25 protein-coding genes are annotated in these 24,748 nt (G+C 47.7%); 14 read left to right on the plus strand and 11 right to left on the minus strand.

The annotated features are described in order from the left end of the window. The 7 genes from H6F52_RS21995 to H6F52_RS22025 form a co-directional block, all read left to right on the plus strand. The coding region (locus tag H6F52_RS21995) for a photosystem II protein D2 (RefSeq protein WP_190536764.1) at positions 1–171 on the plus strand (171 nt) is incomplete at its 5' end. Positions 172–856: 685 nt separating this feature from the next. Continuing rightward, on the plus strand, positions 857–940 hold the full coding sequence (locus H6F52_RS25385) for a hypothetical protein (protein ID WP_347275959.1): 84 nt from the start codon (positions 857–859) through the stop codon (positions 938–940). Between the two features lie 179 nt (positions 941–1,119). After that, a complete protein-coding gene (locus tag H6F52_RS22005; RefSeq protein WP_190536765.1) occupies positions 1,120–3,261 on the plus strand; it encodes an iron uptake porin in 2,142 nt (713 codons plus the stop codon). A 199-nt stretch (positions 3,262–3,460) separates the two neighbouring features. Then, positions 3,461–5,455 carry an iron uptake porin gene (locus H6F52_RS22010; protein WP_190536766.1) on the plus strand — a complete coding sequence of 665 codons (1,995 nt, stop codon included), beginning with the start codon at positions 3,461–3,463 and terminating at the stop codon, positions 5,453–5,455. Between the two features lie 243 nt (positions 5,456–5,698). Next, entirely contained in the window at positions 5,699–6,136 is a 438-nt protein-coding gene (locus H6F52_RS22015; protein ID WP_190411711.1) for an Rrf2 family transcriptional regulator, read from the plus strand. Between the two features lie 123 nt (positions 6,137–6,259). Then, on the plus strand, positions 6,260–7,222 hold the full coding sequence (gene cysK / locus H6F52_RS22020) for a cysteine synthase A (RefSeq protein ID WP_190411710.1): 963 nt from the start codon (positions 6,260–6,262) through the stop codon (positions 7,220–7,222). Between the two features lie 107 nt (positions 7,223–7,329). Further along, positions 7,330–8,166 carry a J domain-containing protein gene (locus tag H6F52_RS22025; RefSeq protein ID WP_190411709.1) on the plus strand — a complete coding sequence of 279 codons (837 nt, stop codon included), beginning with the start codon at positions 7,330–7,332 and terminating at the stop codon, positions 8,164–8,166. Between the two features lie 147 nt (positions 8,167–8,313). Here the strand turns inward: H6F52_RS22025 and H6F52_RS22030 are convergent, their stop codons facing one another. The 4 genes from H6F52_RS22030 to groL all read right to left on the minus strand — a co-directional run bounded on the left by H6F52_RS22030 (position 8,314) and on the right by groL (position 13,559). After that, positions 8,314–8,979, minus strand: coding sequence for a hypothetical protein (locus H6F52_RS22030; RefSeq protein ID WP_190425235.1), 666 nt, complete (start codon positions 8,977–8,979; stop codon positions 8,314–8,316). A gap of 189 nt (positions 8,980–9,168) precedes the next feature. Continuing rightward, positions 9,169–10,338 (minus strand): magnesium/cobalt transporter CorA, encoded by a 1,170-nt coding sequence (corA, locus tag H6F52_RS22035; RefSeq protein WP_190432336.1) that lies wholly within the window; start codon positions 10,336–10,338, stop codon positions 9,169–9,171. Between the two features lie 51 nt (positions 10,339–10,389). Then, positions 10,390–11,550: a hypothetical protein gene (locus tag H6F52_RS22040; RefSeq protein WP_190536767.1), complete on the minus strand. Its 1,161-nt coding sequence runs from the start codon at positions 11,548–11,550 to the stop codon at positions 10,390–10,392. 323 nt (positions 11,551–11,873) lie between these two features. Further along, entirely contained in the window at positions 11,874–13,559 is a 1,686-nt protein-coding gene (gene groL, locus H6F52_RS22045; RefSeq protein ID WP_190411706.1) for a chaperonin GroEL, read from the minus strand. A 252-nt stretch (positions 13,560–13,811) separates the two neighbouring features. Between groL and H6F52_RS22050 the strand changes: the two genes are divergently transcribed. Further along, positions 13,812–14,885 (plus strand): M4 family metallopeptidase, encoded by a 1,074-nt coding sequence (locus tag H6F52_RS22050; protein ID WP_199300681.1) that lies wholly within the window; start codon positions 13,812–13,814, stop codon positions 14,883–14,885. Between the two features lie 45 nt (positions 14,886–14,930). Here H6F52_RS22050 and H6F52_RS22055 read toward each other — a convergent pair whose 3' ends face one another. Then, positions 14,931–15,230, minus strand: coding sequence for a protealysin inhibitor emfourin (locus H6F52_RS22055; protein WP_190411705.1), 300 nt, complete (start codon positions 15,228–15,230; stop codon positions 14,931–14,933). 134 nt (positions 15,231–15,364) lie between these two features. Further along, a complete protein-coding gene (fabG, locus tag H6F52_RS22060) occupies positions 15,365–16,129 on the minus strand; it encodes a 3-oxoacyl-[acyl-carrier-protein] reductase (protein ID WP_190411704.1) in 765 nt (254 codons plus the stop codon). Between the two features lie 141 nt (positions 16,130–16,270). On the opposite strand from fabG, the gene trxA reads away from it, so the two are divergent. After that, a complete protein-coding gene (gene trxA / locus H6F52_RS22065) occupies positions 16,271–16,588 on the plus strand; it encodes a thioredoxin (protein WP_190411703.1) in 318 nt (105 codons plus the stop codon). Positions 16,589–17,038: 450 nt separating this feature from the next. On the opposite strand, the gene psb29 is transcribed toward trxA, so the two are convergent. Continuing rightward, positions 17,039–17,776: a photosystem II biogenesis protein Psp29 gene (gene psb29 / locus H6F52_RS22070; RefSeq protein ID WP_190425383.1), complete on the minus strand. Its 738-nt coding sequence runs from the start codon at positions 17,774–17,776 to the stop codon at positions 17,039–17,041. A 217-nt stretch (positions 17,777–17,993) separates the two neighbouring features. Between psb29 and H6F52_RS22075 the strand changes: the two genes are divergently transcribed. Further along, positions 17,994–18,608, plus strand: coding sequence for a chromophore lyase CpcT/CpeT (locus H6F52_RS22075; RefSeq protein ID WP_190536768.1), 615 nt, complete (start codon positions 17,994–17,996; stop codon positions 18,606–18,608). A gap of 50 nt (positions 18,609–18,658) precedes the next feature. Here H6F52_RS22075 and H6F52_RS22080 read toward each other — a convergent pair whose 3' ends face one another. The 4 genes from H6F52_RS22080 to H6F52_RS22095 all read right to left on the minus strand — a co-directional run bounded on the left by H6F52_RS22080 (position 18,659) and on the right by H6F52_RS22095 (position 21,032). After that, positions 18,659–19,027, minus strand: a complete 369-nt coding sequence (locus tag H6F52_RS22080; RefSeq protein WP_190411700.1) for an STAS domain-containing protein — start codon at positions 19,025–19,027, stop codon at positions 18,659–18,661. A gap of 262 nt (positions 19,028–19,289) precedes the next feature. Beyond that, a complete protein-coding gene (locus tag H6F52_RS22085) occupies positions 19,290–19,712 on the minus strand; it encodes an anti-sigma factor antagonist (protein WP_190425388.1) in 423 nt (140 codons plus the stop codon). Positions 19,713–19,786: 74 nt separating this feature from the next. Next, entirely contained in the window at positions 19,787–20,833 is a 1,047-nt protein-coding gene (hemF, locus tag H6F52_RS22090; RefSeq protein WP_190536769.1) for an oxygen-dependent coproporphyrinogen oxidase, read from the minus strand. Between the two features lie 19 nt (positions 20,834–20,852). Continuing rightward, complete coding sequence (locus tag H6F52_RS22095; RefSeq protein ID WP_190536770.1) at positions 20,853–21,032, minus strand: hypothetical protein; 180 nt, start codon at positions 21,030–21,032, stop codon at positions 20,853–20,855. A 234-nt stretch (positions 21,033–21,266) separates the two neighbouring features. Between H6F52_RS22095 and H6F52_RS22100 the strand changes: the two genes are divergently transcribed. The 4 genes from H6F52_RS22100 (at position 21,267) to H6F52_RS22115 (ending at position 24,730) form a co-directional block, all read left to right on the plus strand. After that, positions 21,267–21,758 carry an SRPBCC family protein gene (locus H6F52_RS22100; protein WP_190411696.1) on the plus strand — a complete coding sequence of 164 codons (492 nt, stop codon included), beginning with the start codon at positions 21,267–21,269 and terminating at the stop codon, positions 21,756–21,758. A 287-nt stretch (positions 21,759–22,045) separates the two neighbouring features. Continuing rightward, positions 22,046–23,110 carry an Mrp/NBP35 family ATP-binding protein gene (locus tag H6F52_RS22105; protein WP_190425392.1) on the plus strand — a complete coding sequence of 355 codons (1,065 nt, stop codon included), beginning with the start codon at positions 22,046–22,048 and terminating at the stop codon, positions 23,108–23,110. 71 nt (positions 23,111–23,181) lie between these two features. Then, positions 23,182–24,435 (plus strand): rod shape-determining protein RodA, encoded by a 1,254-nt coding sequence (gene rodA / locus H6F52_RS22110; RefSeq protein WP_190425394.1) that lies wholly within the window; start codon positions 23,182–23,184, stop codon positions 24,433–24,435. Positions 24,436–24,532: 97 nt separating this feature from the next. After that, positions 24,533–24,730 carry an NAD(P)H dehydrogenase subunit NdhS gene (locus H6F52_RS22115; protein ID WP_190411693.1) on the plus strand — a complete coding sequence of 66 codons (198 nt, stop codon included), beginning with the start codon at positions 24,533–24,535 and terminating at the stop codon, positions 24,728–24,730. The last annotated feature ends 18 nt before the right edge of the window (positions 24,731–24,748 follow it).

The raw sequence follows: 24,748 nt of genomic DNA on the forward strand, positions 1-24,748 counted from the left end.
GACTTTGTCTCCCAAGAACTGCGCGCGGCAGAAGATCCCGAGTTTGAAACGTTCTACACCAAGAATATTCTCCTCAATGAGGGCATCCGGGCTTGGATGGCTCCTCAGGATCAACCCCACGAGAACTTTATCTTCCCTGAAGAGGTTCTGCCTCGCGGTAACGCACTGTAATGTCAGGAGTGAAATATTGAGTTAATTTTCTCTAACTCAGCATGGGCGGGGCGATCCCGCTCCTACAGCACTCCTCATTGAACGATACCCCGCGAGTGGCGGGGTATTTTTTTTTCAAGCCACCCCACATCCGCTCTAGCCTGTGCTAATCTAAAGGAAGGGAATGAATCCTTAGCGATTTTTACCCTACTCCTTTTGAGAATTAGACCGTTCAGGCAACAAGGAGGTGATGCCCATGAGTGATAGTAGTAAATTTATGGGTCATCAAATTAGCGTTAACCGGCTGAGCGTCGGAGCTGTTCTCTAAAAGCCGGTTTTAATCCCCTAGTGGGATTAACTAAAGGCTGAAAGAGCTAGGCTGGTATTTGGAGTTCCTTCCGACAGTCTGGTGCTAATTTGAAGACCCGCTAGACCGCCCTCACATTGAGTGTAATGGTGATACCAAAACGCTTCCCGTGGGGGCGGATAGTTTTTTAGGGGCTTTTTTTCAGGAAGGCGATGGCGTAGATACTCAGCGAGCTGGCAATTAACAAAGCATTCATCAGCTATCAAGTTAGCCAGGGAAGCAGTAGAAGAGAAAATGAAAAAAGTTTGGAGAAGCGATCGCCCAGATTAACAAATTAGTTGCTGTTGCTGCATCTCAATAGAAACAAAGCATCATCTACGAGAAATTTTGTACAATAAGGTGACGCTAACACTGACAACAGATGATAGCGATGGGTTGACAACAAAAGACTTTGATAGGGCGCAAGTCATTTTTAAAGAGTGACTTAGGTCATCCGAAAAATAACACGAAAAATCTCAATAAGCGCTCTAGCAATCATTTCAGGCGCTGGTGAGGTGGTGGCACCGTCCAATCTGTGTTACGATGACTTGAAAAATCAAGAAGGATTGTCACTCTTTCTGAAATATCTTTCTGAAAAAGTGTGTGTGAGGAAAAGAGGAAAGATGGCTAAATTAATGTGGAAATCTCTGCTAGTAAGTCCAGCAGTTTTGGGAGCGGCACTCGTGCTTTCTTCAGCAGCGATCGCTGCTGAAAAGTCCGTAACCTCTGAAGTGATTCAGCCCCAAACGACTGAGGCAAACCTATCGAAAGTGCAGCCAGTGGCTTTGGTTACTGCACCCCAAGCCCCGGAAGCTAACTCAGCCCCCGTGTTTTCAGCAACCGCTAAATCAGCCGAAGCGCTGAGTGCAGTTGAGGTTGAAACGCCAGAACAGTTGGCAGTAGCGCCGATACAAGATGCAGGAACCGCCAACTCGGCAGAAGCACTAAAGGTAGAGAAGCTCGATAGCACGTCTGTACCTGTAATGCCAGTAGTAGAGACGCCAGCTAAGGTGGCTGCAACGCCCATCCAGGACGCAGCAACCGCCAACTCAGCCGAAGCTCTAGGCGTAGACAACAGCGTGTCGGTTCCGATGGCAGCACCGACGAACGCCAAGCTGGCTCAAAGCGCCCCAGCAGGAAATACAGTTGACAACAACAGCGTTTTAGAACAAATCAATCGCTACAGTCGGGAAGGAAATAACTCCCAAAGCCAAGTCACCAACGTCTCCCAACTGTCGGACGTGGAACCAACCGACTGGGCATACGAAGCACTGCGAAGCTTGGTAGAGCGCTATGGCTGTATAGCAGGATATCCGGATGGCACCTATCGGGGCAACCGGGCAATGAGCCGTTATGAATTTGCGGCGGGTTTGAACGCTTGTTTGCTGCAAATCGAGAAATTAATTGCCGCGTCTACAGCAGATTTCGTTACCAAAGAAGATTTGGCAACGCTGCAACGGCTGATCGATGAATTTGGGGCAGAACTGGCAACCCTCCGCACGCGGGTAGATAACCTGGAAGGACGGGTGACGTTCCTAGAAAACCATCAGTTCTCGACAACCACCAAACTGGTGGGTGAAGCGATCTTCGCTGTCACTGATGGATTTGGGGATAACGACGACAACACGAATCTCATTTTCGGCGACAGAGTCCGTTTAGACTTGCAAACCAGCTTTACAGGTCGAGATAAGTTGCACACCCGTTTGGCAGCAGGGAACCTCGCAGCTTTCGGCTTTGGTACCCCTATCGGCGATAGAGATGGTGATGGTATTGATGATGCTCCAATTGCAACAGCGGAGGGAACCCAGACTTTTAACCTCGGCTTCGGCGACGAAAATAACAATAACATTGGCTTAGACTGGCTGGCGTATGAGTTCCCATTTGGCTCTTCCCAAGTTTACATATCAGCCACTGGAGGACGCCATTCCGACTACACCCCTGTTTTGAATCCTTACTTCTATAACGGAGTGAGTGACAGCGGTAACGGCTCGCTCTCAACCTTTGCTCAGTACAGCCCCATTTATCGCATCGGGGGCGGTGCTGGTGCTGGTCTGAGACTGGGTGTAGGTAGAGCGCCGATTCTCGGTCCAACTTCATTAACTGTGGGCTACTTAGCAGATAATGATTCCGCGAATAACCCCGGTAGCGATTTTGGTCTGTTCAACGGCGACTATTCGGCGTTGGCGCAGCTTAACTTTACTGTCAGCGATCGCTTCGGCTTGGCTGCAACCTACGTCCACGGCTACCATAACACTGGCAACCCGATATTCGATATCGGTCGCGGAGAAGGTGTGGTCGGTAATGCCTTGGCTAATAATCCAGGGGACGTCGGAGACTTTTTAACTGGGGGTCTTCTTGCTGCGTCTCCCGTGGTAAGTAACTCCTACGGATTACAAGGTGCTTTCCGATTGGGTGACAGAGTTTCACTCAGTGGCTTTGTCTCTTATAGCGACGTCAGAGTGATTGGTGACGGGGATGGTGAAATCTGGAGTTACGGACTAGGGCTAGCCTTCCCTGACCTAGGTAAGCGGGGCAACGTTTTGGGTATCTTCGCAGGTGCCCAACCCTATCTTGCAAATCTGGAACTTGAGGGTAACAGGGTACGAAATTTGGATGATCGAGGTTACCACATTGAAGCTTTCTACAAGTACCAGCTGACGGAAAACATCTCAGTGACTCCCGGCGTCGTCTGGCTGACGGGTACCAACCAACGGGAGGGCGACGACTCCTATATCGGTACTCTCAGAACTACGTTCAGCTTCTAGTAACACAGAATTTAGGTGGTTGGGTTAATCCAGTTTGCCCAATATTGTGAAATGAAATCAGTAAAGCCTCGCTCAATGCGGGGCTTTTTTGTATGATTTATTACCTAATGACATTTCTAGCCTGTGGTAGGATGACAGGAAAAATTAAGAAGGATGTAAATCTTTCTTAAGTAAGGTGTGTGTGAGGAAAAGAGGAAAGATGGCTAAATTTATCTGGAGATCGCTGGTATTCAGCCCAGCAGTTTTGGGGGCAGCATTGGTGGTTTCATCGGCAGCGATCGCTGCACAAACGCCTGCTGCTAAAGAAGTGATTCAGCCCCAAACGGTAGAGGCACTACCAGAATTGCAGCCAGTAGCGCTCGCTACTGCGCCAGAAACCCCAACAGTCAGCTCAATCCCTGGATTTTCACCTACCGCTGAGAAGTCAGAGTTAGAGCAGAAAGTTGTTGCGACGGAAGCGCCAGAACAGTTGGCAGTCGCACCCAGCCAGGAGCCAGCAACCGCCGACTCAGCTCAAGCACTAGGGGTAGAAACGATTGAAGGCACATCTGTACCAGTGATGCCAGCTGCCGACTCAAAGCTGGCTCAAACAGCTCCAGCAGGGAATACGGTTGGCAACAACAGCGTTTTAGAACAAATTAATCGCTACAGCCAGGAAGGAAATAACTCCCAAAGCCAAGTCACAAACGTCTCCCAACTGTCAGACGTGGAACCAACAGACTGGGCATACGAAGCGCTGCGAAGCCTAGTAGAGCGCTATGGCTGTATAGCAGGATATCCGGATGGCACCTATCGGGGCAACCGGGCAATGAGCCGTTATGAATTTGCGGCGGGTTTGAACGCTTGTTTGCTGCAAATCGAGAAATTAATTGCCGCGTCTACAGCAGATTTTGTTACCAAAGAAGATTTAGCCACACTTCAGCGGCTGATCGATGAATTTGGGGCAGAACTGGCAACCCTCCGCACGCGGGTAGATAACCTGGAAGGACGGGTGACGTTCCTAGAAAACCATCAGTTCTCGACAACCACCAAATTGGTGGGTGAAGCGATCTTCGCTGTCACGGACGAGTTTAGCGATCGCGAGGACACTAATACCATTTTTGGCGATCGCGTTCGTTTAGACTTCCAAACCAGCTTCACGGGTCGAGATGTATTGCACACCCGTCTTGCGGCTGGTAACACTACACCTTTTCAGCCTAATGGTTCATTCGAGGGCAACCAGACCTTTGACCTGAATCCCGGTAACAACAACGATATTTTTCTAGACTGGCTAGCGTATGAGTTCCCCTTTGGGGCTTCCAAAGTATACATTGCTGCTGCCGGTGGAATTCATGCCGACTACGCTCCCGTCCTCAACCCTTACTTTTATGACGGAGACGGTGGTACCGCAGCACTCTCAACCTTTGCTCAGCAGAGTCCTATTTATCGAATCGGTGGCGGTGCCGGTATCGGGATCAGGCTCGGTGTAGGTACAGCACCGATTCTCGGTCCTACTTCATTGAGCCTGGGTTACTTGGCAGATAATGGGAATAACCCTGCTGATAAGGTTGGCCTGTTCGGTGGGGACTATTCTGCTCTCGCCCAACTCAACTTTACCGTTAGCGATCGCTTGGGCTTAGCTGCCACCTACGTCCACGGCTACCATAACCGGGGTGACGGGATTTTCGACCTTGGTGGAAGTCCGCGCTCGGCTGGCGCTAGGCCGGTAACAGGTACTCGCGGAGCTAACGATCCAACTCTTGCAACTGGAACAGGCGCTCGGTTTCCATTAGTACTGGCTAGGGATACCGCACTGATCACTAACTCCTATGGTCTTGAGGCTGCCTTACGACTGAGCGACAGATTCTCCCTGAGCGGCTTCGTTGGTAAGACTGATATTAGCGCGGTTGAAAATAGTACCAGAGGCGAGGTCTGGTACTACGGATTAGGTGTGGCTTTCCCCGATTTGGGTAAGCGGGGGAATATCCTGGGAATTTTTGCAGGTGTAGAACCCTACTTGGCAGGTCTTGAAGTTCAAGGCAGCCCAGTCGGGATTAAGAACGATCTCTCTTATCACCTCGAAGGATTCTACAAGTACCAGCTGACGGATAACATCTCCGTGACTCCCGGCATTATCTGGATTACTGCTCCCAACCAAAACAACGATAACGAAGATGCCGTTATTGGCACGCTCAGAACAACGTTCAGCTTCTAGGGAGACGGAAGTAGTAGCCCGCACATTGCTAGGAGAGGTGGTAATGGGTAAGGGGTGATTACTCCCTCTGTCCCTCTTCTCCCTTGATCCCCTGCTCCCAGCTTTTGTGTCGTAAATTTTGCGAACCCGGTTATGCCCCGTATTAGCGGGGCTTTTTTATTGCCGAATGCTTAAACCGGCAAACTCCGGTGGAGAACCGGGGTATACTGGAATAGACGATCCCTCACACTCGATCTCAAGCTTGTGGAACTTTCCTGTAAAACAGAATATGCGCTGTTGGCTCTGTTAGAGCTAGCGTGTCACTACAACGACAACGAACCGTTACAAATTCGGCAGATTGCGGCTCAACAAAATATCCCCGATCGATATTTAGAACAGCTGCTGGCGACATTGAGGCGTGGCGGTTTAGTGCGTAGCCAACGCGGAGCAAAAGGAGGCTATTTGCTGTCGCGGGAACCTTGGAAAATTACGCTCTTAGAAGTTGTGAGTTGCCTGGAAGGATTGGATGCCAAACCTTCTGAGAACAACAACACTTCCAAAACGGTAGAAAGTGCCGTGGTAGAGGAAATCTGGCAGGAAGTGCATCAAACAGCTAATTCGGTCTTACAAGGATACACGCTTCAAGATTTAGCAGAAAAACGGGATTCTAGGCGTCAGCTAGACATCATGTATTACATTTAAAAATTAAAAATTGAAAACTAAAAATTAAACATGAAGTATGCTTCTTTTAATTTTTAATTTTGCACTTTTTAATGATTGATGTTGACTTCTGACTCCTCATAACCAAGAAAAAAACTAAAATCTATGCGGATTGCTCAAAACATTACAGAATTAATTGGTCGGACGCCTTTAGTACAGTTGAACCGCATTCCCCAAGAGGAAGGCTGTTTGGCTCGGATCGTGGTGAAATTGGAGGGTATGAACCCAGCTGCCTCGGTTAAAGACCGCATTGGCGTGAGTATGATTAATGCGGCAGAAGAGCAGGGGTTGATCCACCCAGGCAAAACAATCTTAGTGGAACCGACTTCTGGAAATACTGGTATTGCTCTAGCGATGGCAGCAGCAGCCAGGGGCTATCGGCTGATCTTGACGATGCCAGACACGATGAGTACCGAACGACGGGCGATGCTGCGGGCTTATGGAGCAGAACTGGAACTGACCCCTGGCATTGAGGGGATGAGCCGCTGCATTCGTAGGGCGCAAGAAATTGTTGACAGCACGCCTAATGCTTATATGCTGCAACAGTTTAGCAATCCAGCCAACGTCCAGATTCACCGGGAAACCACTGCTGAGGAAATCTGGGAGGATACGGACGGGCAGGTGGATATCCTGGTCGCTGGAGTGGGCACCGGCGGCACGCTTACGGGTGTTGCAGAGGTGATTAAACCACGAAAACCGGGTTTTCAAGCGATCGCCGTCGAACCCATCAGTAGCTCAGTGTTGTCCGGCGGACGCCCTGGCCCCCACAAAATTCAGGGCATCGGTGCTGGGTTTATTCCCCAAGTGCTGAAAGTTGAGCTGATTGATGAGGTAATCGCAGTGACAGATGATGATGCGATCGCCTACGGTCGTCGTCTTGCTCGTGAAGAAGGACTGCTTTCCGGCATTTCCACGGGTGCTGCCCTCTATGCTGCCATCAAGGTCGCTCAGCGCCCCGAAAATGAGGGACGATTGATTGTCATGGTTCAGCCCAGCTTTGGAGAACGCTACTTAAGTACACCCCTGTTCCAAGATCCAGAACCGCGAGTGCCAGCTGTGCTGGGTTGACGCTACAGTAACTGTTAGTGGTCATTAGTTAAAAGCTCATGAGCTATGAGTCATTAGTCATACCTCTACCTACTAATGACTCATGCCTCTGACAGAAAGCTATTTCCATGACAGATTCCACTCACTACGACACCCTTGATATTAGTCCCGCAGCGACTCCGGTACAGATCAAGCAAGCTTACCGGCGTCTAGTGAAGCTGTTTCATCCAGATGGTAATCGCGAAACAGCGAACCACGAGCAAATTGTCCGGATTAATGCTGCTTACGAAATACTGGGCGACCCTCAACAGCGGCAGTCTTATGACCAGATGCTGCTCAAAGATCGCCTGAGACACGAACAATCTGTTAACAATCATCCGTCGCGACGAGCCGAATCATCAGCGACATATACTTCGGCGCGATCGCAGCGATACCAGCAAGCCGATGCTTCGGCGCGATCGCAGCGGCAACAGCAAGCCGACACCGAAAACCGATACTACGCGCATCGACAACAGCAAGCCAACGCTGAAAACCGATACTACGCGCATCGACAGACAGCAATAGATGCCGACGAACAACTGGAGCAATGGCTTCAGAAAGTCTATGTGCCGGTCAATCGCTTGATCTGTCGCATTCTCAATCCTCTGGCAGACCAACTAGACCAACTTTCAGCCGATCCTTTTGATGATGAACTGATGGAACAATTTCAGGCTTACCTGAAAGAGTGTCGTAACTATCTCAAACAAGCTCAGCTGGCTTTTCGTTCTTTGCCTAATCCAGCCAATGTTGCTGGCGCAGCAGTTCACCTTTACTACTGCCTCAATCAAGTAGCAGATGGCATTGAAGAGTTAGAACTTTTTACGCTCAACTATGATGAAGGCTACCTGCACACAGGTCAAGAACTTTTTAGAATTGCCACTGGTTTGCGCTGCGAAGCGCAATACGCAGTCAAAGACATTGCTTAACCATTAAAAATTAGAAACTAGCTTTTTTTCTCGTTACCAGTAGGGGCTTTTTCTGTACCGTCCCCTACTGTGGTAACGGGGCTTGGATGAAAGTAAAGCCTCCCCAGTGCCCAAAACAAAAATAAAAATTTAAGAATTTCTCAATTTTTATTTTTTAGTTGTTTCTCTGGGATTCCAACGCATTACATCTGTCCAAGGAGCTTTTTTAACTGTAAAGTCACAAGACAAAATGTGAGTAACGGAATTGCCCGTCTCACTCGTAGACCTAAATAAATGCAGCACCAGCGTTAGAGAAAAGTGCAGCGTACTCTCAGGACTAGAGAGTTTTTTGAGTTTGGATGGATCAAAAAGGGACGCTGAGATTTTCAAAACATCGGTTTGCAAGTCGCGCTGGAGAACGTCTTCAACAGTTATTTTTTCTTTAAGAATTTTTCCAGATCCAATGAAGCTATAAACTTGACGCTGCGAGAGATCCAGAATCATGCTGGGCGTCAGGCGAATCACTCGCCGCGATCGCCCGTCGAAATCTGTCAGCGAACTGCGATCCCAGTCTACGTCAATTGAATGCTCCGCAGATTTATTGTCAATCTGGATCGATAGTTCGCGCAGTCGATCTAGTTGGTATCGCTTTTCCAGCTTAAATTGGATATCGACGCGATCTCTTAGATTTTGTGCTTCCAGTTGTCCATTTAAGGATTCTCGATCGAGATGGACTATCACTTGATTTCTATCTACCGATTTAAAAACTCGGTATAAAACGTAGGTGACACAGATGATGTAGACAGTCAAGATGAATAAATTGCGGTCATCCAAAATTAGTAATTAGTGATTGGTAATTGTTAATTGGGGAAAGTTTTTAATTACAAAGTTTATTTTTTGAAAAAAAAGAAACTTACTTATTTGTACTTTAGAATTAAGTAATTAAAAACAAAAATTTTTGTCTCCCATTAATTTTTAGCAAAAAATTACAGGCTATAAGAAAAGTAATTTATGAACATGATGCTAGTCATCCTTAACTGTGGAAAAATTATCAAACCAGCCGCGCCGCCAGAAAAAGTAAATTAACCCAGATGCGATCGCTATCATCAATGCCCAGCAAAGCGGATAGCCCAAATACCAGTTTAGTTCCGGCATATTGAATGGTGATTTTTCTGTATTAAAGTTCATGCCGTAGATTCCAGCAACAAAAGTGAGGGGAATAAAAATACTAGAAATCACAGTCAAAAGCTTCATAACTTCATTCATTCTGTTACCAACCGAGGACATATAAACATCCATTAACCCAGAGGATAGTTCTCGATATGTTTCCACCATGTCCATTACTTGAACCGCATGATCGTAACAGTCTCTTAAATAAATTCGTACTTCTTCACAAATAAGAGGACTCCCATCTCGAATTAAGGAATTTATGGCATCTCGCTGGGGCCAAATAGCGCGACGGAGTGCCAACAATTCGCGCCTAACTTGATAGATTTTGTCTAGAGTTTTACGTGTAGGATTGGCGATAACTTCTTCCTCTAAATCTTCAATTCGCTCACCATAAACTTCCAGCACCGGAAAAAAGCCATCAATAATTGAATCCAACAGTGCGTAGGCTAAATAATCGGCACCGCGCTTGCGGATAGTGCCCTTATTGTGACGAATGCGATCGCGCACAGGTGTAAAGCAATCCCGGAGTGGTTCCTCCTGCACAGTGAGCAAATAGTGTTTCCCCAAAATTAAACTCACTTGTTCGCTGTAGAAGCCAGTGCCTTTTTCTTTAGGCATCACCATCCGGCTAATAAGCACCAGATGGTCTCCCTGATCATCCACTTTGGGTCGCTGGGGTACATTTACCACATCTTCCAAAACCAATGGATGTAAATGAAAAACCTGTCCCAATTCTCGCAAAATTTCTTCATCTCCTAAGCCCAACACATCCACCCAAGAAACCGACTCGGTATCCAAATAGCTAGCGCACGCTGCTGGGGTCTCAAGTGGCATGCAGATGCGGTTTGCCTCGTTGTAGTCAATTAAGATAATTTTGGGTGGCGGAGAATTTTTATTAATAAAAATTGTTCCTGGTAGACTACCGGGTTTATCGTAAAAGTCTTCAAACAAAGAATTATCATCGTCTTCGTCTACATTGTATTGTGTAACTACTTCCGCAGGCTGGGGGCGTCTTTGTGTCATTTGCATTTACTCCTATTCAGTATTTATTTTAGAATTTTATCTATTCTTTATTCAGCAAAATTCTCTTTTAATTAATTCAATTTCTTCCTGAAAACTATTAGCATAATTCCACCCAAAATATCCTGCAAATTTGCGATCTTCATTAGTATCGAATATATAAACATGGTGTATATTGGCAAAATTAACATACATTTGTATACTACCGCTACCATCTCTAAAATTTAGATGCAGTAATTTTTTATCAAAGATATAGTTTACTGGAGTTAAAACATTTTTAACTTCAGGTATTTTTTTTAAGCGAGATATAACATCATACATAATATTTTTACCAGATAAAATATTATCAGTAATTAAATTAGCTGTTTTAGAACAATTCATATACCAGTGATGAGCATCAACAACTCCTAAAGCTAAGGCTGCATCCACTTGACCGACAGTATAGGCAGTATTTTCCGCCAGGTTAGCATGATCTAAAATATACTCATCTTGTAAAAATATGTTATCAGACGAATTAATGTTAAAGCTTGTCCGAAGCGGATAGGCAATAATATCAGAGGAATGAATTATATTAATCCATCTCAAACCTTGGTTTTTATAATTCTTAGCAAAACATTTAACTTTATTAGGATTAATACCTAACATGGTGTTAAAGAATAAAATAGGAGAACCCATTGTGGTAATACTCCTTAGGTAAACTTGTCTTTTGGAGGTGGAATCACCTAGTCCTTTAATCATTGTACGAATATGAAACGCCGCATCATCAGAATCAAATCTATCGGAGAACAAACTATCCCATAGGATGACGCTTCCCAAGGAATGGGCAACAATATGAAGGTCAGTTTCTTCAGGGTTACGTCTTATAAAGTCCTCTAGTTGATCTGCAATCAGTTCTCTAATTTTTACGCCCCGTTCTTGATTAAGGTAGGTGAAAGCATCTCCAACGAATTCAGATAGAAAGCCTTGTCTAAAGTGTTGATACCTCAAAATGGTTTGAATATCTAAATTTGGAGATTCCTTTTTAACTTCCTGTAAATCTTGATGAATCCAGTTCCACATCCTCCCAACATCATTTAAAACATCGCCCCAAAAACTATAATAAAAGTGAGGGAGTAATTCACCTCTTTTGGTAAACTCTTCTGTAATAAAACCTTTCAATTTATCTCCATATTTAACATCCCGTGTAGCAACCCCGTGAAGAAAAAAGACTAGCATTGTTAAAGTTAATCCTCTAGCTGAAAGAAAAATATCTAAGGAACTACCTTCATATAAGATTCCCGATGATTTACCTAAAGTAACAGTATTTACTGAAAATTTTCCTAAAATGCTGATTAAACAGAAGTTTGAGGAATTATCCCAGTTAAGTAGGTTTGAACCCTATAATTTTTCAATACTGTAACACTCTTACAATGAGCGATCGCTACAAAAAAGCAGCTTGCCGTTTGAGACAAGCTGCTTTTCTTTCAGTCCACAAAGGTGGGCTTTGTTTTTTTAGCTTCAGGTTTCAACCTGTGGGCGCTGGGGACGCGAACAATGGACTACATCATGCCCATGCCGCCCATGCCACCCATGCCGCCCATGCCGCCCATGCCGCCCATGCCGCCCATGCCGCCCATGCCGCCCATATCGGGGGCACCAGCCGCTTTCTTCTCAGGCTTCTCGACAACCAGGGCTTCAGTGGTCAACACCATCCCAGCAATCGAACCGGCATTTTGCAACGCCGAACGCACAACTTTCGCGGGGTCGATAATTCCAGCAGCGATCAGGTCTTCAAATGTGTCAGTAGCTGCGTTGTAACCGATATTCAAATCAGTCTCGCGCACCTTCTCAACAATGACAGAGCCTTCGACACCGGCATTATCTGCCATCTGGCGCAGGGGAGCTTCTAGAGATCTGCCCACAATGTCAGCACCGACTTTTTCTTCGGCGTCCAGACTATTTTTAATGTCAGCAACTTTCTTGCTCAGGTAAATCAGCGTCGCGCCACCGCCAGGAACGATACCTTCTTCCACAGCAGCTTTGGTCGCGTTGAGGGCGTCTTCAATCCGCAGCTTGCGGTCTTTGAGTTCGGTTTCGGTCGCCGCACCCACTTTGATGACGGCGACACCACCGGCAAGCTTAGCAATTCGCTCTTGCAGCTTTTCTTTGTCGTAGTCAGAATCCGTTTCTTCTAGCTGCTTGCGAATTTGGGCAATCCGCTTTTGCACATCTGCCGTCTTGGCATCACCAGCGACGATGGTGGTGTTTTCTTTATCAATGGTGATTTTCTGAGCGGTTCCCAGCATCTCCAGGGAGACGGTATCTAGGCTCAAACCAACTTCTTCTGAGATTAGCTGACCGCCAGTGAGAACGGCGATATCTTGCAGCATCGCTTTGCGGCGTTCGCCAAATCCAGGCGCTTTGATGGCGGCTACATTCAGTACGCCCCGCGCTTTATTTACCACCAAAGTTGCCAAAGCTTCTCCTTCGATGTCTTCGGCAATAATCAGCAAAGCTTGACCGGAACGGGCAACTTTTTCCAAGACGGGAATCAAATCCTGGATAGAGTTGATTTTTTTATCCGTCATCAAAATCCGGACGTTTTCATATTCCACCACCATCCGTTCGGAATCGGTGATGAAGTAGGGAGAAATGTAGCCGCGATCCAGCTGCATCCCCTCGACGACATCCAGTTCCGTTGCCATCGATTTAGATTCTTCAACGGTGATCACGCCGTCTTTGGTGACTTTATCCATCGCTTCGGCAATCATTTTGCCGACTTCTTCATCGTTACCAGCGGAGACGGTTGCCACTTGCGCGATCGCGCTACCTTCCACTGGTTTCGCGATCGCTACAATTTCCTCCACTAAGAAGGCGATCGTTTTTTCGATTCCCCGCCGCAAACTCACTGGATTTGCCCCAGCCGCTACGTTCTTCAAGCCCTCACGAATCATCGCTTGAGCCAGAACCGTCGCTGTCGTCGTGCCATCACCCGCAATATCTTTCGTCTTGGATGCCACTTCCTGAATCAGTCGAGCGCCTGTATTTTCCAGGGGGTCTTCTAATTCAATTTCCTTGGCAACGGTGATACCATCGTTCACAATTTGGGGTGCGCCAAACTTCTTCTCTAGAAGGACATTCCGCCCTTTCGGCCCCAGCGTAATGCGAACGGCGTCTGCCAGGACGTTCACGCCCCGCTCTAGTGCCCGCCGCGATTCGTCATTAAATGCAACGATTTTTGCCATGTTTTAGGTTTTCAGAGCGCTTCCATTAGTCAATTTAGCACTCACTGGCACAGAGTGCTAATCCGAGAGGATGAGAGTCCTCACCTCGACTGATATGGGGGAGGTACATAATAAACAGCTAGAGCAATCAATGGCACGTTTGAGTTACTTTTTGTAACGAAATTGCCGAATTCTCGATAACTAGAGCGGATTGGATTGAATGCGTTTATCATCCACTTTTTGATGCTCTGTCCTTGACAAAGGAAATAATTTATGCGTTCACCAAAAAAAAGAGCGGTAGGGCTGCAACCTTGCGGCGATAGACTTCATCCCATTTGTTGTATCGTTCCTCCTCATATGCTGAAGGAGGTTCTCCAGAATGGCAACCCTGAGCAGCGGGCATGGGCTTTTCAAACCTTAACCGTGTCAGAACAGTTTCGCGGACGGCGCTTGACAGTGGGAAATATCTCGTTCGCAGCATCAGCGGGAGAGAAGCGTCGTACCATCTTTGATGCTAAAAATGGCAACGATCTACCAGGCACCTTGGTGCGGAGTGAAGGCGATCCTCCCAGCGAAGATGCCGCGATCAACGAAGCCTACGACGGATCGGGTGCAACTTATGACTTGTACGAGCAGGTGTTCGAGCGGAATTCCATCGACAATCGAGGGCTGCGTTTGGACTCGACGGTTCATTTTGGCGTGAAGTATGACAACGCTTTTTGGAACGGCGACCAAATGGTCTACGGTGATGGGGATGGAGAGATTTTTGAACGCTTCACCAAGGCGATTGATGTGATTGGGCATGAGCTAACCCACGGCGTCACCCAATATGAAGCCAATCTAATCTATTACGGCGAATCCGGCGCTCTGAATGAATCTTTTTCCGATGTCTTTGGTTCCCTGGTAAAACAGCGAGTTCTCAATCAGACAGCCGAGGAAGCTGACTGGATTATCGGGGAAGGTTTGTTTACCGCCAATGTTAAGGGCGTTGGGATTCGCTCAATGAAGGCACCGGGGACAGCATACGACGACCCAGTGCTAGGCAAAGACCCCCAGCCTGCGACTTATAAAGACCGCTACAAAGGGCTGGAAGATAACGGAGGCGTGCATATTAACTCAGGGATTGCCAACCGTGCCTTTTATTTAGCAGCAGTGGAAATTGGCGGCTACGCTTGGGAAAAGGCAGGGAAAATCTGGTATATCGCTTTACGCGATCGCCTGCGCTCTAGAGCGAATTTTAAACGGGCTGCGAATACTCTCATTACAGTCGCTGGAGAACTCTACGGCGAAGGCTCCAAGGAGCAAAATGCAGTCCGCAAAGGTTGGGAAGAAGTGGGAGTGATTTAAATTAAAAATGCGTGCATTAAAAATGGAAGAGGCAATTCTTCATTTTTAATTTCTGCGTGCAGCTGCCATCAGCCATTCCAGCAGCGGTCTTAAGTTTCCAGGTACGGCGGATTCACTCACTAAAACGGTATGTTGCTGAGTGTTTTCTTCCACCGTTAGCTTGTACTGAAAGCGGTCGGGTTGGGGAGTGTTGGAAGCGATCGCGGCAGGCAAATCAAAGAAATCAGCTGCGTCAATCAGGAGGCGCAGCTGATTTGCTTCATTTGCAGGCAGAGTCGTAGTGTCAAAAACTTTTGTCAGGCGCATCCCAGCAAAGCCGCCAGTCCGTTCAAAAGAAATTCGCATAGTTTCCCTCGCAGGGAGCAAGACTAACTCCATAGTAAGCAGTGATGGATGTTATTCTTTGTCGGCCTCTCTCTTTCCCACTCCGACCGCGAGGAGAGCGTCACTACGCTCACAGTCCTCTGCCGCTATGGTCGCTATGCCATCACCATACCGCCGTCCACATTGAGCGTTTGACCCGTGATATAGGCGGCAGCCGGATCGGCGGCTAGGAATCGAACTAAACCAGCAACCTCCTCTGGTTGACCGTAACGACCGAGGGGGATGAATTTTAAGATTTCCTCTGATTTGATATTGCTCGTCATATCGGTGGCGATAAATCCAGGGGCAACAGCATTGACTGTAATGCCGCGAGTGGCGAGTTCTTTGGCGACGGTTTTCGTAAACCCAATCACTCCCGCTTTGGCAGCGCTGTAGTTTGCCTGACCGGGGTTGCCCATCTGACCGGCAACGGATGAAATATTAATAATGCGCCCGGAGCGTTGCTTCAGCATCACCTTACTGATGGCTCGCGTACACAAAAAGACGCCAGTGAGGTTAAGGTCAATCACGGCTTGCCAATCTTCCGGCTTCATCCGCAACAACAGGGTATCGCGGGTAATTCCAGCATTATTCACCAAGACATCAACGCGCTTCCACTTCTCCATCACGGTGTTCAGGAGGGCGTCTACTTGATCGGCTTTGGATACGTCTGCTTGGAGGGCGATCGCACTACCGCCTGCTGCGGTAATTTCACTCACCACTTCTTCGGCTGCTCCACTAGAACTGGCATAGTTAATCGCTACACTGGCTCCCTCAGATGCCAATTCTAGGGCGATCGCTCGACCAATTCCTCGTGAAGCGCCGGTAACGATGGCAACCTGTCCGCGCAATCTTTGCTGGCTCTCTGGCAATGCTTCCATCAATAAATTCCTCTCGATCCGTTATGAACGCGGTTATTTAACTGCGCTAACGATCTTAGGTCGATTCGTACCTCGGACTGAACGAATCAATACGCCAAAAGATTACGATTGTCGTGAAAGAGCAGAAAACACTTTGATCGCATGGCAACTAAAAAGCAGTTCAACAATTTCCAAGAGTTACTGTCTGGGTCTGAAAAGCCAGTGTTGGTGGATTTTTACGCGACTTGGTGCGGTCCTTGTCAGATGATGGTCCCGATTCTGGAGCAGGTAAGCGCCCAGATGAACGAACGGTTACAGGTTGTAAAAATTGATACGGATAAATATCCAAACTTGGCGAGCCAATATCAAATTCACGCCCTACCAACGTTGGTTTTATTTAAAAATAGTCAGGTAGTTGAGCGCATTGAGGGTGTGCTGACAGCCCCACAACTCATCCAGCGCCTAGAAGCGTTGGTTTAAGGCTACATCGGCAGTATCTGGGTGTAACCAATAGCTCTCTTTGGTGAAAGCATCCGGAGCTGCTGACGATCGCAGACGCGGATATGTACGGGAACTCCTATCTTGCCGGCTGCTGAGTCAGGTGCCAAGCCAGCCCGGAACTTGACTTCCGGGCTAATCTCTCAACTTAGTGCGGATCTTGGAAAGCTGGGATAAGTGCTGCGAGGGGAGGCTGCATTTCACCACCGAGATGCCAAACCGAACTTCATTTCTGGAGAGCAGTTGGTAATCAACAACGCTAAAGAAAGCGAACCCTTAAATCATCTGCCAAGAGTCATTAGTTTGTTGCTAATGACTCTTGGCAAATGACTGAAGACCCATCACCACTTACGGATGTTTAGCCCATCAAAAGGGAATCGGATGAGCGATCGCTATCATACGGAAGGCTTTCTCAGCTTCAACACAAGTTGCCTAGTCTTGAGAAGTGCCTGGAGCAACGCTTGATTCTGGAGAACTATTGGGAGGAGCCACCACAACCCCTTTATCCCCACGTTGCTCGCGTTTTTTTCGATCTGCTTTTAGCATATCTTCCATAGCCAGCTGCATTTGAGCCATTTTCTCCAAATTGCTGCGATACAGCTCTAGGTCTTTGAGTAATTTATCTTCTGGCAGGTTTAAGGCATTACAGATTTGCTTGAGCGCCTCAATCCGCTGCTTTTCGTCTTTTACCAAATCGGAATCTGCTACTTCCAGCAGCGTAAATAAACCAATCGCAAACAAACGGCTGTACTTAAACGGAGAATTGTTAGCGATCGCCTGCACAGCAGCGTGCAAGTCATCAGCGCCGTGACTAGGAGCCGTTGGGTTTAACCAGGCAACGATATCCTTCCCACCCAGACGCATGGCTAATTCTTCCAGCCGCTGGGCATCCTGCTTGTACTGTTGCGGCTCGTTCTCGACTGCTCGACAGAGGGCTTCAAAAATCGGTTCTTTATCTCGTTCTGGTCGATAGCCTTGCATGAAGCGGTTAAAGGATGTCACCACGCCCAATGCATAAATGGGGTCGTAGCGAAAGTCCACATTGACCGAAAGCAAGTGCATTTCCACCATCAACTCTTCTACCACCCGCCGGTAGATGGAGTTAATGGGGCGGGTGTGTAGGGTATAGAAAGTTCTTTTGGTGTCTGATACAGTGCGGACGTTATTCACCGGAAAATTTTAAGTTTGAGGGCGATGTAAACTCATTGTCACAGCTTTTGGACACCTTTGCCAAGGCAATGTCTTGTAGAGACTCCCGGCGATACAATGCCGGGGATCGCAGAAATTATTCATTGGTAATTGGGAAAAGGGTCTTAGAAGTTAGAGATACGCCTTCCTTATCCTAAATTCCGATTGCTGATTACCCATTATCGATTAGCCATTCCCAATGACTTTTTCTCCTGAACTAACGCTCCTGGCTCAATATATAGCTGGAGAATTTGAGAATTCAGAACAAGCGACAAGAGAACCCGCTTGGTACGTAAACCTCCGCCTTTGGCTGCGACCCGTACCGCTGTTTGCAGAAGATAGCTTCACCCTGTTTGCAGAGCAAGCGAACTTCCTGCAACTGGATCGTCCCTATCGTCCTCGGATTCTGCGCCTGCGCCACAGCGACACCTCCCAAGCCTCGCTGATGGTGCAATACTATATGCTGAAAGATCCCGATCGGGTCAGAGGTGCCGGTCAAAATCCAGCCTTGCTGAAGACGCTTACACCAGAACAGATGGAACTTCTCCCCGGCTGTACCCTCGCCGTCACTCAGCAACCCTTAGCTGAAAATACCTATAACTTTTCTACCGCACCCGCGACTGATGCCCCCTGCTGCTTTACCTATCAAGGAGAAACTTACCAGGTTTTTCTGGGGTTTGAGGCGCGGCATCAAGAATTTAGAAGCTATGACAAGGGAATTGACCCCCAAACAGGCAGAGCCATCTGGGGGGCACTGCTTGGCCCCTATATTTTCACTAAGCGCGAAGATTTTTCCGCTGAGCTAGCAATTTGAAATCTTTTGTCCTTAGTTAAGGACGATTGACTGCATAACTCATGAATAATTTAGCTGACCATGCTGCGAGGCACTCCTTCAAGAGCCTCTTCCTCGGTTTCAAAAATTTCAAACACCGAATCCATCATGGTGACTTCAAAAACGAGTTTTGCCTCTGGATGGACGTTACATATGCGGAAACTGCCTTTTACTTTGTCAGCATCTCGCATTCCTGCCACCAAGGATGTTAGACCAGAGCTGTCAATAAAATTAACTTGACCGAGATTCACAACTACGTGGCGACTGAGTTTGGAAATACATTCCTGCAACTTCAGACGAAACTGCCATGCGGTTGTAATATCCAGGCGTCCAGTGGGGGCTAAGACGATGACTGTCGTCCCGTCTTGAGTCGTATGTGTTCTCTGATCGATATGAATCACCAAGACCTCCTTGCTCCGGAAGCTCCGTCTATATTTAATATCTAGATAGGAGCCGCATTTTACTACGATTGCTCCCATGATTTGAGCTTTCAGTAGTCTAACTCTAACTTAGAGATTAGAGCTACCAAAAACTCAGCTCGCCTAATCTTAAAGCAAAGCTTGAAAAAAATTACATTAAATTCGGCTTCTAACAAACTAGATTTGAGCGATCGCCCACTAAGATAGCACTCAGAATCATACAGGTAGAAGATTCCAGTGTTACTCACAACTCTGCTTCAATATCCGGAAAAAAGGGATCGCCTCCTCTTCTAGGGGAGAGGATGGTTCCAGGGGCATCCGGGGGGTTGAAGCAGTCGTTACAGTTCTCGTAGATTTCTAATACCGAATCCATCATGGTGATTTCCAGCACCACCTTGGCGGCTGGAAGCAGATTGCAAAGGCGGAAACTCCCGTTTACCTTGTCCGCATCTCGCATCCCTGCCACCAATGAGGTGAGACCAGAACTATCAATAAAATTCACTCTCCCAAGATTTACGACCACATGACGACTGAGTGTATAAAGACTCTCTTGTAATTTCACGCGAAATTGCAAAGCTGTGGTGATATCCAGCCGTCCTGTTGGTGTCAAAACGATAATCTTCGTGCCGTTTTGGGTCGTGTATGTTTTCTGGTCGATGTGAAGCACGGACACTCACCTCTAAAGATGGGCAAGTATATCAACCGGGTGCGATGAGAGCGGGATTTTTCCCGTAGTCTAACTCAGACCGGCGATTCCGAGGGAAGTGTCCAGTTTGCCCAATCTTGTGGCTTTAAGAAAGTTTCATAAAGCTCGGCTTCTGGGGTGTTCGGTTCGGGTTGATAACCATATTCCCAGCGAACTAGAGGCGGTAAAGACATCAAAATTGACTCGGTGCGCCCGTTCGTCTGAAGACCAAAAATGGTGCCTCGGTCGTAGACGAGGTTAAATTCCACATAGCGACCGCGACGATAAAGCTGGAAATTCCGCTGGCGATCGCTATATTCCATCTTTTGCCGACGTTCGGCAATGGGAACGTAAGCTGGTAAAAATGTCTGACCGCAATGCTGCACAAAGGCGAATAAATCTTCCCAGTTGCGCGGGGAAGGCGTTCCCACTTGGTTGCTATACACAGCGGCTGGGCCATCGGCGTGCGGGCCGCGATACAAAGCTCCTTGACCATCTTGATAGTCAAAGAAGAGTCCTCCAACGCCCCGCGTTTCTTGTCGGTGCTTCAGATAAAAATATTCATCGCACCAGAGTTTAAACGTGGGGTAATACTCTGGGTGGTGGGCATCGCAGGCTTGCTTTAAAGTGCGGTGAAATTGGGCGACATCTTCCGCAAATGGGTAGTAAGGGGTTAAATCGATCCCGCCGCCAAACCACCAAACTGGCCCTGCCTCAAAGTAGCGATAATTGAGGTGAACCGTTGGGACGTAGGGATTGCGCGGATGCAACACCATTGAGGTACCAGTCGCATAAAAGCCGTGTCCCGCGGCCTCCGGGCGTTGCGCCAGAATCGACGGAGGTAACTGTTGACCCCAGACTTCAGAAAAATTAACGCCACCCTGTTCAAAAACTGCGCCCTCGCGAAGTACGCGGGAACGACCGCCGCCGCCTTCTTCTCGTTCCCAGGCATCTTGTTGAAATTTCCCAACTCCATCCAGTTGTTCCAAACCTTCGCAGATTTGGTCTTGCAGCTGCTGCATAAACTGGCTGACCCTAGCTTTCGAGTCATCTGGGGGCAAAACCTTAGCAGAAGTAGTTACGTCCGTCTGAAAAGCTGTCATAATCTCAAGTCAATATTGTTCACAAAAGCGGTTGGGAAAGAAAAAAGGTATTGAATTGAATAAATCGGGATGGAAGTTCGCCTGAGTTCACCCAGGATACCGGCTTGTACGGGCGCGATCGCTTGTACCACGTCAGCATGGGAGTTCGCCTGAGTTCACCCAGGATACCGGCTTGTAAGGGCGCGATCGCTTGTACCACGTCAGCTTGCTTTTCGGGGTGAGGGTGAGCCGCTTTGATCGGGTCAAAGCACTCAACTCTATGCGATCGCAGGGGAACTTACAGCCTATCTTAAATCGGGTCTGCTGAACCCAAGCAGCAAGTTGAATAAAGCGTCTACAGGCTATCGAAATATCCTACAGGGGGATGCTACCTAATGATCCCAGGGATTAAAGTAATAAGTTCCCTTGAAGACTTGGTGCGAGGAGGAGTGTTGTGATTCTCAATTTTTCCTTAAAGTTTATCGCTGGTCGAGAGGGTTTTTCCTTTAAGTTTTCCCTGGTTCGGACTTACCGCGCCGTTAGTTCTGCTTCGGTGGATGTCCTCTGGCAAAAATTAATCAATATTGGCGATGTATCCTGGCATCCTCTACTTGCCAGCACCAATGTCCCCAGCGGGTTGATTGCCAAACCGGGATTGATTTACAAGGTAGTCACGCGCTGGCTACCTATTCCCATCCGGGTTTTTGTTGAGCGTGTCCGTCCCTGTGAGTTACTCAGTGTGAGAATGCTGGCAATCCCAGGAGTTGAGAAACGGGTGACGTACCAGGTAGAATCGACGGTCTGCGGCACGTATGTATCTTATTCAGTGACGTTGCGCGGTTGGTTGTCACCTTTAATTTGGTGGATGATTGGGTCTTACTCAGCTCGTGTTGCCACTGAATTAGCCCAAGCTGCCGAACAGGTGGGTTTACAAGCTCAAGGCTAGAAACTAGAGAGGACTGAGGACTGAGGACTGAGGGCTGAGGGCTGAGGGCTGAGGGCTGAGGGCTGAGGGCTGAGGGCTGAGAACTGAGAATACAGGTTTCAGGAGAGGGGGAGAGGCAAATAGAGGGAGTTATCAATTAGTAATTAGTAATTAACAATCTAAATTTAGACCCTGAACTGCATAGCGCGATCGCGTCAAACAAACCGTTAAGATACTTGAAGAGAGAGAACCCCGATCGTTTTGTCCCAGGTGCAATATCTGGGATAAGGAATGCAAGTAACCTAGTTATGCTCGATGCCAGCTCAGTTTTAGAAGTATTGCGACCCGTGCAAGATCCCGAACTCCGCAAGAGTTTGGTCGAGTTGAACATGATTCGCAATGTGCAAATTGACTCCGGAAAAGTCAGCTTCACTCTGGTGCTGACGACACCTGCCTGTCCACTACGCCAGTTCATCGTTGAAGAGTGCGAACAGGCACTCAAGAAAAATTTGCCAGAAGTGACAGATGTCGTGGTAGATGTCACCGCTGAGACACCCCAACAAAAGTCGCTTCCGGATCGCGCCGGAATTGCTGGTGTAAAGAATATCATCGCGATTTCTAGTGGCAAGGGCGGTGTGGGCAAAAGTACTGTAGCGGTGAATGTGGCAGTGGCTTTAGCACATTTAGGAGCTAAAGTTGGTCTGATTGATGCGGATATTTACGGGCCTAATGACCCGACAATGCTGGGATTGTCAGACGCCAAGATAAGCGTGCGGCAAGGTGCCAATGGTGAAGAGTTGGAACCGGCTTTTAACTACGGCGTCAAATTAGTTTCAATGGGGTTTTTGATTGACAAGGATCAGCCGGTGATCTGGCGGGGTCCGATGCTGAATGGAATTATTCGCCAGTTTCTCTACCAAGTACAGTGGGGGGAACTGGATTATTTGATTGTAGATATGCCCCCCGGCACTGGAGATGCCCAGTTAACGCTAGCGCAGGCGGTGCCAATGGCTGGGGTAGTCATTGTAACGACGCCGCAGACGGTGGCTTTGTTGGATTCGCGTAAGGGCTTGAAGATGTTCCAGCAGTTGGGAGTATCCGTGTTGGGAATGGTGGAAAATATGAGTTATTTTATTCCGCCGGATATGCCCGACAAGCAGTATGACATTTTTGGCTCTGGAGGCGGTGAAAAGATGGCGCAAGAACTCGGCGTACCGTTGCTGGGCTGCGTACCGCTAGAAATGCCCGTGCGAGAGGGGGGCGATGCAGGAGTGCCGATTGTGGTTGCCGATCCAGAGTCGGCTTCTGCGAAAGCGCTGATGGCGATCGCTCAAGCGATCGCGGGCAAAGTTTCTGTCGCTGCCTTAACTTAAGAAAAATTAAAAAGGTAAAGTAAAAAATTTGCCTTTTTAATTTTTAACTTTTAATTTTTAATTGTTTAGCAATGTTGCATAAGTCACTAACTGGTTTTCGCTGGCGATCGCTGCTTTCCCCTTGGCAAGAGGTAGATTGGCTGCTATTGGGACTGATTGTTGGACTCACCATTTTTGGAGGTGTGATGATCCGCAGTGCCGAACTTAACCAGGGATTGACCGACTGGTGGTGGCACTGGCTGGTGGGCCTCATTGGGCTGATATTGGCGATGTTTATCGCGCGATCGCGTTACGAGAACCTGCTCCAGTGGCACTGGATTCTTTATGGCATTACCAACTTGTCCCTGATCGCGGTGATGATTATTGGTACCAGCGCCAAAGGTGCCCAAAGATGGATTACTATCGGCGACTTTAACATTCAACCCTCTGAATTTGCCAAATTAGGGGTGATAATCACCCTGGCTGCTATTCTACATGCTCGACCCGCCTCGACGATTCCCGCTGTTTTGAGAGCTTTAGCGGTGACTGGGGTTCCCTGGATTTTAGTATTTTTGCAGCCCGACCTGGGAACCTCCTTGGTGTTTGGAGCGATCGTGCTGGGTATGCTCTACTGGGGGAATGCCAATCCCGGCTGGCTAATCCTGCTAGCTTCTCCAGTGATTTCGGCTATCTTGTTTAACGTATTTATGCCCGGATGGTTCATCTGGACGGCAATCATGGGCATTATTGGTTGGCGCACCTTACCGTGGCCGTTGTCGGGTGCCATTGGAGCGATCGTCGTCAACTTGGTGGGAGGCGAGTTAGGGCAAATCTTCTGGGGAGTTTTGAAAGACTATCAAAAAGACAGATTGATTTTGTTCCTTAACCCGGATCTAGATCCCCTCGGCGGCGGATACCACCTGATCCAATCTCGTATTGCCATTGGTGCAGGCGAACTGTGGGGACGAGGGCTTCACAAGGGAACCCAAACCCAACTTAACTTTATTCCGGAACAGCACACTGACTTCATTTTCTCTGCCATTGGTGAAGAATTCGGACTTGCAGGCAGTTTCTTTCTGCTATTTATCTTTTGGTTGATCTGCCTGCGCTTGGTGATTATTGCCCAAAATGCCAAAGACAACTTTGGATCTTTATTAGCAATTGGCGTCTTATCGATGATTGTGTTTCAGGTGGTCGTTAACCTAGGCATGACGATGGGACTTGCACCCGTAACCGGCATTCCCCTTCCCTGGGTTAGTTATGGTCGTTCGGCGATGTTGAAGAATTTTTTGGCGCTGGGGATTGTAGAGTCTGTGGCAAATTATCGACACCGATTGAAGTTTTAGCTTTTTGTCATTCGTTATAGGTCGCTGGTTTGACCTATGACGAATGACAGCTAACTGCTATTAAGCTAATAAATGAAAACTTAACCGAGAAAAAATCATGATTCTGCCTGGAGCGGTCGTTCAAGTAAAGAACACTAACGATATCTACTACGGCTATAAAGGGCTAGTCCAACGGGTTGGCGAGGGAAAGGCAGCAGTCCTATTTGAAGGGGGAAATTGGGATAAACTCGTCACCTTCCAACTATCAGAATTAGAACTTGCAGAGACAACAGCAGGTCGCAAAAAAGCAAAATAAGATTGGAAAAAAGTAATT

It is taken from the genome of Coleofasciculus sp. FACHB-542 (genome assembly GCF_014695825.1).
GTDB lineage: Bacteria > Cyanobacteriota > Cyanobacteriia > Cyanobacteriales > FACHB-T130 > FACHB-T130.